This is a genomic window from Pseudomonas baetica (assembly GCF_019733355.1).
Classification (GTDB): domain Bacteria; phylum Pseudomonadota; class Gammaproteobacteria; order Pseudomonadales; family Pseudomonadaceae; genus Aquipseudomonas; species Aquipseudomonas baetica_A.
The window spans coordinates 59826-74137 of sequence record NZ_JAIHLQ010000018.1 but is presented as its reverse complement, the minus strand read 5'-3'; the positions used below and the strand labels follow the sequence as shown (position 1 = coordinate 74137).

Annotated in this window: 13 protein-coding genes; all 13 read left to right on the top strand. The window is 59.8% G+C overall.

What is annotated here, in order from left to right; translation table 11 throughout:
* Positions 1 to 160: 160 nt before the first annotated feature.
* The 13 genes from K5E40_RS17930 (at position 161) to K5E40_RS17870 (ending at position 14185) form a co-directional block, all read left to right on the top strand.
* A complete protein-coding gene (locus K5E40_RS17930) occupies positions 161 to 1636 on the top strand; it encodes a sigma-54 dependent transcriptional regulator (protein WP_221731983.1) in 1476 nt (491 codons plus the stop codon).
* 110 nt (positions 1637 to 1746) lie between these two features.
* Positions 1747 to 2958 (top strand): sensor histidine kinase, encoded by a 1212-nt coding sequence (locus K5E40_RS17925; RefSeq protein ID WP_401136345.1) that lies wholly within the window; start codon positions 1747 to 1749, stop codon positions 2956 to 2958.
* Positions 2959 to 2963: 5 nt separating this feature from the next.
* Positions 2964 to 4355, top strand: a complete 1392-nt coding sequence (locus tag K5E40_RS17920) for a sigma-54 dependent transcriptional regulator (protein ID WP_221732043.1) — start codon at positions 2964 to 2966, stop codon at positions 4353 to 4355.
* 128 nt (positions 4356 to 4483) lie between these two features.
* Entirely contained in the window at positions 4484 to 4813 is a 330-nt protein-coding gene (fliE, locus tag K5E40_RS17915; protein WP_221731982.1) for a flagellar hook-basal body complex protein FliE, read from the top strand.
* 15 nt (positions 4814 to 4828) lie between these two features.
* Complete coding sequence (gene fliF / locus K5E40_RS17910) at positions 4829 to 6616, top strand: flagellar basal-body MS-ring/collar protein FliF (protein WP_221731981.1); 1788 nt, start codon at positions 4829 to 4831, stop codon at positions 6614 to 6616.
* Positions 6609 to 7628: a flagellar motor switch protein FliG gene (fliG, locus tag K5E40_RS17905; RefSeq protein WP_007920042.1), complete on the top strand. Its 1020-nt coding sequence runs from the start codon at positions 6609 to 6611 to the stop codon at positions 7626 to 7628. The genes fliF and fliG overlap by 8 nt, the downstream gene beginning before the upstream one ends.
* A 4-nt stretch (positions 7629 to 7632) precedes the next feature.
* Complete coding sequence (gene fliH / locus K5E40_RS17900) at positions 7633 to 8436, top strand: flagellar assembly protein FliH (protein ID WP_221731980.1); 804 nt, start codon at positions 7633 to 7635, stop codon at positions 8434 to 8436.
* Positions 8426 to 9784 carry a flagellar protein export ATPase FliI gene (gene fliI / locus K5E40_RS17895; protein WP_221731979.1) on the top strand — a complete coding sequence of 453 codons (1359 nt, stop codon included), beginning with the start codon at positions 8426 to 8428 and terminating at the stop codon, positions 9782 to 9784. The genes fliH and fliI overlap by 11 nt, the downstream gene beginning before the upstream one ends.
* 6 nt (positions 9785 to 9790) lie before the next feature.
* Positions 9791 to 10240, top strand: coding sequence for a flagellar export protein FliJ (gene fliJ, locus K5E40_RS17890; protein ID WP_221731978.1), 450 nt, complete (start codon positions 9791 to 9793; stop codon positions 10238 to 10240).
* 77 nt (positions 10241 to 10317) lie between these two features.
* Positions 10318 to 10623, top strand: a complete 306-nt coding sequence (locus K5E40_RS17885) for an STAS domain-containing protein (RefSeq protein WP_221731977.1) — start codon at positions 10318 to 10320, stop codon at positions 10621 to 10623.
* Between the two features lie 5 nt (positions 10624 to 10628).
* Positions 10629 to 12332: a fused response regulator/phosphatase gene (locus K5E40_RS17880; protein ID WP_221732042.1), complete on the top strand. Its 1704-nt coding sequence runs from the start codon at positions 10629 to 10631 to the stop codon at positions 12330 to 12332.
* Positions 12333 to 12363: 31 nt separating this feature from the next.
* Positions 12364 to 12711, top strand: a complete 348-nt coding sequence (locus K5E40_RS17875; RefSeq protein WP_221731976.1) for an Hpt domain-containing protein — start codon at positions 12364 to 12366, stop codon at positions 12709 to 12711.
* Between the two features lie 106 nt (positions 12712 to 12817).
* Positions 12818 to 14185: a flagellar hook-length control protein FliK gene (locus K5E40_RS17870; RefSeq protein WP_221731975.1), complete on the top strand. Its 1368-nt coding sequence runs from the start codon at positions 12818 to 12820 to the stop codon at positions 14183 to 14185.
* Positions 14186 to 14312 lie beyond the last annotated feature (127 nt).

Sequence of the window (14312 nt, the reverse complement as noted above, 5' to 3'; positions counted from 1 at the left end):
TAATCCAAACATGTGCGCCATAAATTTGACTGTGCACGGTTTTTTGACTTAACTAGTGGCTGTTTTCAGATTTCAGGCGTCTACAGGCACATGGTGTCCTGCAAGCGTCTCGCTTGCCCCTTATTTTGGGCATTGAGTTGACTAGGGAAGTTGCTATTGCATGTGGCGTGAAACCAAAATTCTGCTGATTGATGACGATAGCGTTCGCCGCCGCGACCTGGCGGTGATCTTGAATTTTCTCGGCGAAGAAAATTTACCCTGCGGCAGCCATGACTGGCAGCAGGCGGTCGGCTCTTTGTCGTCTAGTCGTGAGGTCATTTGCGTACTGATCGGGACGGTCAATGCTCCTGGTGCGCTTTTTGGCTTGCTAAAGACACTCGCAACTTGGGATGAGTTCCTTCCGGTTTTGCTGATGGGCGATAATTCTTCCGTCGACTTGCCTGAAGACCAGCGTCGCCGCGTGCTTTCGACCCTCGAAATGCCGCCGAGCTACAGCAAGTTGCTTGACTCGCTGCACCGCGCCCAGGTCTATCGCGAAATGTATGACCAGGCCCGCGAGCGCGGTCGTCATCGAGAACCCAATCTGTTCCGCAGTCTCGTCGGCACCAGCCGTGCGATCCAGCACGTGCGTCAGATGATGCAGCAAGTGGCCGACACCGACGCCAGCGTGCTGATCCTCGGCGAGTCCGGCACCGGCAAGGAGGTGGTAGCGCGTAACCTGCATTACCATTCCAAGCGTCGCGACGCGCCGTTCGTACCGGTCAACTGCGGGGCGATCCCGGCAGAGTTGCTGGAAAGCGAACTGTTCGGTCACGAGAAGGGCGCCTTCACAGGTGCCATCACCAGCCGTGCCGGCCGTTTCGAGCTGGCCAATGGCGGTACGTTGTTCCTCGACGAAATCGGCGACATGCCGCTGCCGATGCAGGTCAAGCTGCTGCGCGTGTTGCAAGAGCGTACGTTTGAGCGCGTGGGCAGCAACAAGACCCAGAGCGTTGACGTGCGCATCATCGCCGCGACCCACAAGAACCTCGAAAGCATGATCGAGATCGGTACCTTCCGCGAAGACCTCTACTATCGCCTGAACGTATTCCCGATCGAGATGGCGCCGTTGCGCGAGCGTGTCGAAGACATTCCGCTGCTGATGAACGAACTGATATCGCGCATGGAGCACGAAAAGCGCGGTTCGATCCGTTTCAACTCGGCGGCGATCATGTCGCTGTGCCGTCACGCCTGGCCGGGCAACGTCCGTGAGCTGGCCAACCTGGTGGAGCGCATGGCGATCATGCATCCGTACGGGGTGATTGGTGTGGTCGAATTGCCGAAAAAATTCCGCTACGTCGATGATGAAGACGAGCAAATGGTCGACAGCTTGCGCAGCGATCTCGAAGAGCGCGTGGCAATCAACGGCCATACGCCAGACTTCACCGCAAACGCCATGCTGCCCCCAGAAGGCCTGGACCTGAAGGACTACCTCGGTGGTCTCGAGCAGGGCCTGATCCAGCAGGCGCTCGACGACGCCAATGGCATCGTGGCGCGGGCTGCCGAGCGCCTGCGCATTCGGCGTACCACGCTGGTGGAAAAGATGCGCAAATACGGTATGAGCCGGCGCGATGGAGACGAACAGGCGGATGATTGACGCCTGTTTTTCAACCTATTCATTTATAAGCAGTTTTTTTTAGGCACGGGTATTGCTACATCCCTCGCAACGTTCCGTTTCACTGACGGTCAGCAAAGCGAGAGATCACAATGCCCCAAGCCGCCCAGATGTCTTCTGCCTCCAGTCCCGAGGGGCAACCGCCCTCCGTAGAGCAGGCAAGCCGGCAGGGTCTTGAGCAGGCCTTCGCGCTGTTCAGTCAGATGTCCAGTCAGTTGACTGACTCCTACAGCATGCTTGAAGCACGGGTCACCGAGCTCAAGGGTGAGCTGGCCGTGGTCAGCGCTCAGCGCATGCAGGAGTTGGCGGAAAAAGAGCGTCTGGCCAATCGTCTGCAAAACCTTCTGGATCTATTGCCCGGCGGCGTCATCGTGATCGATGGTCACGGCATTGTGGTCGAAGCCAACCCGGCGGCCATCGAGTTGCTCGGTTTGCCACTGGAAGGCGAGCTGTGGCGCCATGTCATCGCGCGTTGCTTCGCCCCGCGTGAAGACGACGGTCACGAAATCTCTCTGAAAAACGGTCGTCGCCTGTCGATTGCCACGCGCTCGCTGGATGCCGAGCCGGGGCAATTGGTGCTGCTCAACGACCTGACCGAAACCCGTCACCTGCAGGATCAACTGGCGCGCCACGAGCGCTTGTCATCGCTGGGGCGCATGGTGGCCTCGCTGGCTCACCAGATCCGCACGCCGCTGTCGGCTGCATTGCTCTATGCCAGCCATTTGACCGAGCAGGAGCTGCCGGTCGCCACCCAGCAGCGTTTTGCCGGGCGTCTGAAAGAGCGTCTGCATGAGCTGGAGCATCAGGTGCGCGACATGCTGGTGTTCGCTCGCGGTGAATTGCCGCTGACTGACCGCCTCACGCCCAATGCCTTGATGCAATCGTTGCAAGCGGCCGCGTTGACCCATGTGCAGGATTTGCCCATTCGCTGGCAGTGCGACAGTCATGTTGGCGAGTTGCTGTGCAATCGCGACACGCTGGTCGGGGCCCTTTTGAATCTGATCGAAAACGCGATCCAGGCCAGCGCCGCTGTTGTGCGCTTGAAAGTGCATTGCTACACCCGCGATAACACGCTGCGGTTGTGCATCAGCGACAGCGGCAGCGGGATCGAGCCGTCGGTGCTGGAGCGCCTCGGCGAACCGTTTTTTACCACCAAAGTTACCGGCACAGGCCTCGGTCTGACCGTGGTCAAGGCTGTGGCCCGGGCGCATCAGGGAGAATTGCAGCTGCGTTCGCGTGTCGGGCGCGGCACGTGCGCGCAGGTGATCCTGCCGCTGTTTTCCGCTGTACAGGGAGCTGAGTGAGCATCATGGGTATCAAGGTTCTGCTGGTCGAGGATGACCGTTCATTGCGTGAGGCGCTGGCCGATACACTGCTGTTGGCCGGTCATGATTACCACGCGGTCGGCAGCGCTGAAGAGGCGTTGACGGCGGTGGCGCGCGAAGCGTTCAGTCTGGTGGTCAGTGACGTCAACATGCCAGGCATGGACGGTCATCAATTGCTTTCGCTGCTGCGCGCCCGCCAGCCGCAATTGCCGGTGTTGCTGATGACGGCGCATGGCGCCGTGGAGCGTGCCGTCGATGCGATGCGCCAGGGCGCCGCGGATTATCTGGTCAAGCCGTTTGAGCCTAAGGCGTTACTCGATCTGGTGGCGCGACATGCGCTGGGCAACCTCGGTACCAGCGACATCGACGGTCCAATTGCTGTCGAACCGGCGAGTGCTCAGTTGCTCGAACTGGCCGCGCGGGTCGCGCGCAGCGATTCAACTGTGTTGATCTCCGGCGAGTCTGGCACGGGCAAAGAGGTGCTGGCGCGCTACATTCACCAGCAATCCCACCGCGCCAATCAACCGTTTATTGCGATCAATTGCGCCGCGATTCCCGACAACATGCTTGAAGCAACGCTGTTCGGTCACGAGAAGGGCTCGTTCACGGGGGCAATTGCGGCGCAGGCCGGCAAGTTCGAACAGGCCGACGGCGGCACGATCCTGCTCGACGAAATCTCCGAGATGCCCCTCGGTCTGCAGGCCAAGCTGTTGCGTGTGCTGCAAGAGCGCGAAGTCGAGCGGGTCGGTGCGCGCAAGCCGATCAGCCTGGATATCCGGGTGGTGGCCACCACTAACCGCGATCTGGCAGGTGAGGTGGCGGCGGGGCGATTCCGTGAGGATCTTTTCTACCGCCTGTCGGTTTTCCCCCTGGCTTGGCGTCCACTTCGCGAGCGCACTGCCGATATCTTGCCGCTGGCTGAGCGGTTACTGGCCAAGCACGTCAATAAAATGAAGCATGCCGCGGCGAAACTCTCGCCCGAGGCGCAAGCGTGCCTGACCGGATATCCATGGCCGGGCAACGTACGTGAACTGGATAACGCGATTCAGCGTGCACTTATTTTGCAGCAGGGCGGTTTGATTCAGCCGCAGGATTTCTGTCTGGCCGGTGCCGTGACGTTCGCCGCTTTGCCCGTGGCAGCACCAGGGCCACAAGTGATTCGTGAAGTTGAAATCGACGCGGATTCGGCCGGCGCCTTGGGCGATGACCTGCGCCGCCGGGAGTTTCAGATGATCATCGATACCCTGCGCACGGAGCGTGGGCGACGCAAGGAAGCGGCGGAAAAACTCGGCATCAGTCCGCGCACCTTGCGTTACAAACTGGCGCAAATGCGCGATGCGGGGATGGATGTCGAAGGCTATCTGTTTGCCACTTGATCTGAACCGCAACGCTTTGAAAACGCTTTTCTCAAAAGGCTGCCCCTGAGCTGGCACCCTTGTTGCTAACACCTGTGTACCCGCCGAGTGAGTGTCAAAAAATTGCGGGCCGCCAAAGAGAGTAGACCATGAGCCAAGGTATTGAATTTAATCGGTTGATGATGGACATGAAGGCCATGAAAATGGATGCCATGTCTGCGCCGAAATCGACAGCCGCTGTCCCTGAACTGGCTGGCAGCAGCTTTTCCGACATGCTCGGTCAGGCGATCAACAAAGTCAGCGATACCCAGCAGGCGTCGAATCAGTTGGCTAACGCTTTTGAAATCGGTAAAAGCGGCGTAGATCTGACGGACGTGATGATCGCTTCGCAAAAAGCCAGCGTGTCGTTCCAGGCTCTGACCCAGGTACGCAACAAACTGGTTCAGGCTTATCAAGACATCATGCAGATGCCGGTTTAAGGACGAGATTGAGTCATGGCAGAAGCAGTCGCCGATAACGTTCCGGCCAAGGCCACCCCGATAGACGGCAAACCGCCGCTGTTCGGTCTGTCCTTCCTGGAAAACCTCTCCGAGATGACCATGCTGCGTCAGGTAGGCCTGTTGGTCGGCCTGGCTGCGAGTGTGGCGATTGGCTTTGCCGTGGTGTTGTGGTCGCAGCAGCCGGATTACCGTCCGTTGTACGGCAGCCTTGCCGGCATGGACGCCAAACAGGTCATGGACACTCTGGCCTCCGCCGACATCCCTTATACCGTCGAACCGAATTCCGGCGCCTTGCTGGTCAAGGCCGATGACCTGTCCCGTGCGCGGATGAAACTCGCTGCCGCTGGTGTCACTCCCAGCGACGGCAATATCGGTTTCGAGATCCTCGACAAGGAACAGGGGCTGGGCACCAGCCAGTTCATGGAAGCGACCCGTTATCGTCGCGGTCTGGAAGGTGAGCTGGCGCGCACCATTTCCAGTCTGAACAACGTCAAGGGTGCTCGCGTGCACCTGGCGATTCCGAAGAGTTCGGTGTTCGTGCGTGATGAGCGCAAGCCAAGTGCATCGGTTCTGGTTGAACTGTACTCCGGTCGTTCGCTGGAGCCAGGTCAGGTGGTGGCGATCATCAACCTGGTGGCGACTTCCGTTCCCGAGCTGAGCAAATCGCAGATCACTGTCGTTGACCAGAAGGGCAATCTGCTCTCTGATCAGGCTGAAAACTCTGAAATGACCATGGCCGGCAAGCAGTTCGATTACAGCCGCCGCATGGAAAGCATGCTCACCCAGCGCGTGCACAACATTCTGCAACCGGTACTGGGCAACGACCGCTACAAGGCCGAAGTCTCGGCCGATATCGATTTCAACGCCGTCGAATCCACTGCCGAACAGTTCAACCCGGATCAACCGGCGTTGCGCAGCGAGCAGTCGGTCAACGAGCAGCGTACCGCCAGCAACGGCCCGCAAGGTGTGCCGGGGGCGCTGAGCAACCAGCCACCGTCGCCGGCTTCGGCGCCGCAAACCACCGGTGGTGCTGCCACTGCGGCAGGCATGATCCAGCCAGGTCAACCATTGGTTGACGCCAACGGTCAGCAGATCATGGACCCGGCCACCGGCCAGCCGATGCTCGCACCGTACCCGGCTGACAAACGTCAACAATCCACCAAGAACTTCGAACTCGATCGCTCCATCAGCCACACCAAACAGCAGCAGGGTCGCCTGAATCGCCTGTCGGTGTCGGTGGTGGTCGACGATCAGGTCAAGGTCAATGCGGCCAACGGGGAAATCACCCGCGCGCCGTGGAGCGCCGATGAATTGTCGCGCTTCACCCGTCTGGTGCAGGACGCCGTCGGTTTCGACGCCAGCCGTGGCGACAGCGTCAGCGTGATCAACATGCCGTTCTCCGCCGAGCGCGGCGAAGTGATTGCCGATATTCCGTTCTACTCCCAGCCATGGTTCTGGGACATCGTCAAACAAGTGCTGGGTGTGTTGTTCATCCTGGTGCTGGTGTTTGGTGTGCTGCGTCCGGTGCTCAACAACATCACCGGCGGTGGCAAAGGCAAGGAGCTGGCCGGTTTGGGCAGCGACGTGGAACTCGGTGGCATGGGCGGCCTGGACGGCGAACTTTCCAACGACCGCGTGAGCCTCGGTGGTCCGCAGAGCATTCTGTTGCCGAGCCCGAGCGAGGGTTATGACGCGCAACTGAATGCAATCAAGAGTCTGGTGGCTGAAGACCCGGGTCGCGTGGCTCAGGTCGTGAAAGAGTGGATTAACGCAGATGAGTGATAACCGAGCCGCTACCGTCAAACTGAACAAGGTCGACAAAGCCGCGATTCTGCTGCTGTCCCTTGGCTCGACCGATGCTGCGCAAGTGCTGCGCCACATGGGGCCCAAAGAGGTTCAGCGTGTGGGTGTGGCCATGGCGCAGATGGGCAACGTCCATCGCGAGCAGGTCGAGCAGGTCATGAGCGAGTTTGTCGACATCGTCGGCGACCAGACCAGCCTGGGCGTTGGTTCCGACGACTATGTGCGCAAAATGCTCACCCAGGCCCTGGGTGAAGACAAGGCCAACGGCCTGATCGACCGCATCCTGCTCGGTGGCAACACCAGCGGCCTGGACAGCCTGAAATGGATGGAGCCGCGTGCCGTTGCCGACGTGATTCGTTACGAGCACCCGCAGATCCAGGCCATCGTGGTCGCGTACCTCGATCCGGATCAGGCCGGTGAGGTGCTCGGCAACTTCGACCACAAAGTGCGTCTGGACATCATCCTGCGCGTCTCGTCGTTGAACACCGTGCAGCCAGCGGCACTGAAAGAACTGAACCAGATTCTCGAGAAGCAGTTCTCCGGCAACTCGAACGCCTCGCGCACCACCCTGGGTGGCATCAAGCGTGCGGCGGACATCATGAACTTCCTCGACAGTTCGATCGAAGGGCAGCTCATGGATTCGATCCGCGAAGTCGACGAAGACCTGTCCGGTCAGATCGAAGACCTCATGTTCGTGTTCAACAACCTGGCCGATGTCGACGACCGCGGAATTCAGGCGCTGTTGCGCGAAGTGTCTTCCGACGTGCTGGTGCTGGCCCTCAAGGGTTCGGACGAAGGCGTCAAAGAGAAAATCTTCAAGAACATGTCCAAACGTGCGGCCGAACTGTTGCGCGACGACCTCGAGGCCAAAGGCCCGGTGCGTGTCAGCGACGTGGAAACGGCACAGAAAGAAATCCTCACCATTGCCCGTCGTATGGCCGAAGCCGGCGAGATTGTGCTCGGTGGCAAGGGCGGCGAGGAAATGATCTAAGCCCATGGACAAGCATGACGATGTGACGGATCTGATCCGTGCCCGGGATGTTCGCAGTTTCGAGTCCTGGGCACTGCCCAGTTTCGATCCGCCGAAACCGGAACCCGAGCCGGAACCGGAGCCCGAACCGCCGGAAATGGAAGAAGTGCCGCTGGAAGAAGTCCAGCCACTGACCTTGGAAGAACTCGAAAGCATCCGTCAGGAGGCCTACAACGAGGGCTTCGCCATCGGCGAAAAAGAAGGTTTTCACAGTGCCACGCTCAAGGTGCGTCAAGAGGCCGAAGTGGCCTTGGAGGCGAAGCTTGTCAGCCTTGAGCAATTGATGGGGCACCTGTTCGAGCCCATCGCCGAGCAAGACACACAGATCGAAAAGTCTTTGGTCGACCTCGTGCAGCACATCACCAAACAGGTGATCAAGCGCGAGTTGGCCATCGACTCGAGCCAGATCGAACACGTCATGCGCGACGCCCTCAAGCTATTGCCGCTGGGCGTCGACAACGTGCGTTTGTACATCAACCCTCAGGACTTCGAGCAGGCCAAAGCCCTGCGCGAGCGTCATGAGGAAACCTGGCGCATCGTCGAGGACGAATCCTTGATGCCGGGTGGATGCCGCGTTGAAACCGCGCAAAGCCGAATCGACGCGAGCATTGAAACCCGCGTCACTCAGGTCATGGACAAGTTGTTCGATCAGTTGCACGAACAGGCCCTGCACCCGGCCGCGCCGGACTTGAGTCTGGATATCCCTGAGGACGCCAAACCGGCGGCGGCCCCAGACGAGCCGCTCGCGGACGCCACCGATGCGCCTTGAACGCACCAGTTTCGCCAAGCGCCTGAGCACTTATGCCGAGGCCATCGAAATGGCCGGCGCGCCCATCCTTGAAGGTCGCCTGCTGCGGATGGTCGGCCTCACGCTGGAAGCCGAAGGCCTGCGCGCAGCCATGGGCACGCGCTGCCTGGTGATCAACGACGACAGCTATCACCCCTCGCAGGTTGAAGCGGAAGTCATGGGTTTCTCGGGTAGCAAAGTCTTTTTGATGCCGGTCGGCAGCGTCGCCGGTATCGCCCCGGGCGCTCGTGTGGTGCCGCTGGCCGATACCGGTCGCTTGCCGATGGGCATGAGCATGCTCGGTCGTGTGCTCGATGGCGCAGGTCGCGCGCTGGACGGCAAGGGCGGCATGAAAGCCGAAGACTGGGTGCCGATGGACGGCCCGACGATCAACCCGCTCAACCGTGACCCGATCAGTGTTCCACTGGATGTGGGCATTCGTTGCATCAACGGTTTGTTGACGGTCGGTCGGGGGCAGCGACTGGGCCTGTTCGCCGGTACCGGTGTCGGTAAATCCGTATTGCTGGGCATGATGACTCGCTTCACTGAGGCCGACATTATCGTCGTGGGTCTGATCGGTGAGCGGGGTCGTGAAGTTAAGGAGTTCATCGAGCACATCCTCGGTGAAGAAGGCCTCAAGCGTTCGGTGGTGGTCGCCTCGCCAGCAGACGATGCGCCGTTGATGCGTCTGCGCGCGGCCATGTACTGCACGCGGATCGCCGAGTATTTTCGCGACAAGGGCAAGAACGTTCTGTTGCTGATGGATTCGTTGACCCGTTTCGCCCAGGCCCAGCGGGAAATCGCCTTGGCCATCGGCGAGCCGCCCGCGACCAAGGGTTATCCGCCGTCGGTGTTCGCCAAGTTGCCCAAGTTGGTGGAGCGCGCCGGTAATGCGGAGAAGGGCGGGGGGTCGATTACCGCGTTCTATACCGTGTTGTCCGAAGGCGATGACCAACAGGACCCGATTGCCGACTCGGCCCGAGGCGTACTTGACGGCCACATCGTGCTGTCCCGGCGCCTGGCCGAGGAAGGGCACTACCCGGCCATCGATATCGAAGCGTCGATCAGTCGGGTAATGCCGGCGGTAGTGGGCATCAAGCACATGAACCATGCGCAGATGTTCAAGCAGTACTGGTCGCGCTATCAGCAGAGTCGCGACCTGATCAGCGTCGGCGCTTATGTGGCGGGGGGGGATCGTGAGACCGACACGGCGATCAATCTGCAACCGGCGATGTCGATGTACCTGCGTCAGGGCTTGAACGACAACATCAACATGGGTGCCAGTGAAAACCATCTGGCCTCGATCTTCGCCCCGGCGCCCGGCGGCTAATCGATCATGGCCCTGAGTCGAGCGGCGCGTCTGGTGCCAGTGGTGGACATGGCCGAGAAGGCCGAGAAAGCCGCCGTGCAGCGTTTGGGTTACTTTCAGGGTCAAGTAAAAGTGGCCGAAAGCAAACTCGCCGACCTGCATGCCTTTCGTCTCGATTACTCACAGCAATGGATCGTGCGCGGCAGCACCGGCGTGAGCGGGCAGTGGCTGCTCGGGTTTCAGGGCTTTCTGGCGCAACTCGACACCGCTGTTGATCAGCAGCGCCAGAGCCTGGTCTGGCATCAGAACAATCTGGATAAGGCGCGGGAGGCTTGGCAGCAGGCGTTCGCCCGGGTCGAGGGGTTGCGCAAACTGGTGCAACGCTACCGCGACGAAGCTCAACGTGCCGAAGACAAGCGCGAGCAGAAGCTGCTCGACGAGTTGTCCCAGCGTTTGCCGCGACATGACCCTTATTGATCGTGCTTCACTCCTTGCTCCAACCCTCACCAGATGCTAAACCTTGTACACGTTCGCAATGACAAGGAAGCCAGTCAATGTCAGTCGTTAGAGAAGTATCTCCTGATGGTCAAAAACTGACGATCTGGATTAAGGGGCGGTTCGATTTCGATCGTCATAAGGATTTTCGCGATTCTTATGAGACGCTCAGCCCTAAGCCTGAGTCCATTGTGGTCGACCTCAAAGACGCCACCTATCTCGACAGCTCTGCACTAGGCATGCTGCTCCTGCTGCGTGATCACGCGGGCGGCGATCACTCGGATGTGCGGGTGGTTAACAGTAGTTGCGATGTGCGCAAGATCTTCGCCATCTCCAATTTTGACAAGCTCTTCGATATCAGTTGATGGCCATACAGGAGCAAGAGCCGTTGACGATCCTGATCGCCGAAGACAGCGCCGCTGACCGGTTGCTGCTGTCGACCATCGTTCGTCGTCAGGGCCATGAAGTCGTGACAGCGGCCAACGGTACAGAAGCCGTTGATATCTTCCGTCGCGAGCAGCCCGATCTTGTCCTGATGGACGCGATGATGCCGGTGATGGACGGTTTCGAGGCCGCGCGACAGATCAAGGCGCTGGCGGGGGAAACCCTGGTGCCGATCATCTTCCTCACGTCGCTGACCGAGAGCGAAGCGCTGGCGCGTTGCCTTGAGGCAGGAGGTGACGACTTTCTGGCGAAGCCCTATAACCAGGTCATCCTCGCCGCCAAAATCAAGGCGATGGATCGGTTGCGCCGTTTGCAGGCCACTGTGCTGCAACAGCGCGACCTGATTGCCAAACATCATCATTATTTGCTCAACGAGCAACGTGTCGCCAAAGCGGTGTTTGATAAGGTCGCGCATTCCGGTTGTCTGAGTGCGCCGAATATCCGCTATTTGCAATCGCCCTATGCGCTGTTCAATGGTGACCTGCTGCTGGCGGCGCATACCCCCTCGGGCGATATGTATTTGCTGTTAGGCGACTTTACCGGCCATGGCTTGCCGGCCGCGGTGGGTGCCATGCCGTTGGCCGAAGTGTTTTACGGCATGACGGCCAAGGGCTACGGCCTGGCCGAAACCCTGCGAGAGATGAATGCCAAGCTCAAGCGTATTTTGCCGGTGGACATGTTTTGCTGCGCAACGCTGCTGTGCCTGAGTTTCCAGAGGCGTTCGGTGGAGGTCTGGAACGGCGGCATGCCTGACGGCTATCTGCACCGGATTGCCAGCGGCGAGCGCATGCCGTTGACCGCGCGGCATCTGCCGCTGGGCGTCCTGAGTCCGCAGGCGTTCGATGACAGTACGCAAGTCTATCCGATGGCTGTCGGTGATCGGGTTTTCCTGTTGTCCGACGGGGTGATCGACACCAGCAATGCCAATGATCAACTGTTCGGTGTCGAGCGTTTACAGCAGGTGTTTGCTGCCAATCGCGAGCCTGATCGGTTGTTCGAGGATATCGAGCGGGCGCTGTGCGATTTTCGTGGTGAAGCGCGTGACGATGTGAGCATGGTCGAGATCAGCCTGCTGGAGCCTGCGCAGGCCAATCCTTCGCAGGCGATGTATTCGGACAGCGGCCAGTCCTGTCCGCTGGACTGGTCGGTTAACTTCGAGTTTCGTGGCGCTACGCTCAAGCGTTTCAATCCATTGCCATACCTGTTGCAGTTGCTGCTTGAAGTACATGGGTTGCGAGCGCAAAGCGGCGCGTTGTACAGCGTGCTCGCCGAGTTGTATTCCAATGCACTGGAGCACGGAGTGTTGGGGCTGGATTCCAGTCTCAAACGCGATGCCTCCGGATTCGCCCGCTACTATGAACAGCGCAATGCGCGTCTGGAAGCATTGCAGGACGGTTATGTCCGCGTGCATCTACAGGTGCAGCCGCAAGGTTCAGGTGGCTGTCTGGTCATTCGGGTTGAAGACAGTGGTAAGGGCTTTGATGTTGCCCGGGTGATGGAGCGGCCAATCGAAGATGTCCGTCTGTCGGGGCGTGGTGTCAGCCTGATCCGCCAATTGGGGCGCAACGCGAGCTGGTCGGACCAGGGGCGTAGTGCGCGCGTGGAATTTTCCTGGGGGGTTGGTGCATAATCCGCGCAATTCTTGATCAAGGAGTGAGCAAGTGACTGACGAACATGTGGATCGCGAAACGCTGAGCGTCTTGCGCGAAGTCATGGAGGAAGGTTATCCGGAACTGCTGGATACCTTTCTGGCGGACTCCAGGCTGCGTCTGGACGACCTTCAAGTAACCATCGACGCCAAAGCGCTGTCGGACGTTGCCCATAGTTTCAAGGGCAGTGCCAGTAACATGGGAGCCATTCGATTGGCTGAACTGTGTCGTGAACTGGAAGCCGAAGCCAAGGACAAAAGTGCGACGCAAATTGCCCAACTGATCGCCGATATCATTGGCGAGTTTGAGTTTGTAAGCGCTGTCTATGAAAAAGAGCGACAGCAAGCGCTGACTCACTAATTTCCACCGTCCGGCGCTTTTCTTCGGCGCCGGACAAAACTGGCCCGGCACTTGCAGTTATCTCGGTCAACTGTACCTACGATCCCAGTGCAGCGGAGACCGTTTTATGCCTGCGACCCCCAACATTCTTCTTCAGAGCGCCGCTCAGGCGAAGGCTCAAGCTGCCTCTGCCAAGTCGTCGGCAATGGCCCTGGACGCCGGGGGCAAGGCCTCAAGCTTCGCTGAAGTGTTTGCCGATCAAGGCCCGAGAAAATCTGCCGCAACCCCCGACATGGCGATTAAACCGGCGCGTGACAAGGTCGCTGACAACAGCGGTAAAACGGACGTTGGCAAGGATCCGGCTGCCGCCACGCAACCGACGGTTGCCGATAGCGGCAATGACTTGCCTGCCGACAAAACACCGGCGGCCGACGACAAGACAGGCAGCAGTGACGACAGCCCGGACACCTCTCAGGCCCCAGTGGCGGATGCCACACCGGTCGACCCGACGCTCGATCCGGCACTGGCAGAAAGCGTGCAACCGGTCGTCACGGCTCCTGTGGGGCCGGCCCCGGTTGTCGAAGCGACACCTTCCAAAACAGATACCCCGGCAGTAGCCTTGCAGCCCAGTGCGGTCAAGGACCCGTCGGCCACTGCCGACAGTGATTTCGACCCGGCAGCCGATCCCCTCGACTCGCTCCCGGTGGTGCGCATGGCGATGGAGCAGGGCGGACACATTTCCTCTGCCAGCCAGGCGCAACCCAAAGCTGCGCCCGCACAGGCTCAGGCCGACGGTGAATTGACCTCGGCGCAGAACTTCGCTGCGGGCATGGCCAGCATGCTCGACGTGCAGGCCGACAAGGACAGTACCAGTCAGGGTGGGGAGAAGGCTTTCAGCGGCCTGATCGATGACGGGCTCAAAGACCTCAAATCCGCCACCAGTGACACTCGCGTCGACGACTTCGCCAACCGTCTGGCGGCACTGACCCAGGCAGCCACGCCTAAGACCGCCAACGTCGTGCCGGTAAGCCAGCCAATCGCCATGCATCAGAGCGGCTGGACTGAAGAAGTGGTCAACCGCGTCATGTATCTGTCGAGCGCCAATCTGAAGGCGGCGGATATTCAGTTGCAGCCGGCTGAACTGGGGCGTCTGGATATCCGGGTCAATATGGTCCCGGACCAGCAGACTCAGGTGACGTTCATGAGTGCGCACCCGAGTGTGCGTGAAGCGCTGGACGGGCAGATGCATCGTCTGCGCGAGATGTTCGCCCAGCAGGGTATGGGGCAGGTCGACGTCAATGTGTCTGACCAGAACCGTGGCTGGCAGGGGCAGCAAGGTCAGGATCAGGCGCAGCAGGGCCAAAGCGGCCGCGCCAGCGCTGCTGGTGGTCGACTGGACTCGGCGGATGAAGAATTGGCGCCTGTCAGCGTGGCCGAAGCTGCCGCGCAGACCACCAGCGTGATTGGCTCCAGCGCCGTCGACTACTACGCCTGACACAACCCTGTACCCCCTGTGGGAGCGGGCTTGCTCGCGAATGCGCAATGACATTCAACATTAATGTTGGCTGACACACTGCATTCGCGAGCAAGCCCGCTCCCACATTGGTTTTGTGTGTTCTCCC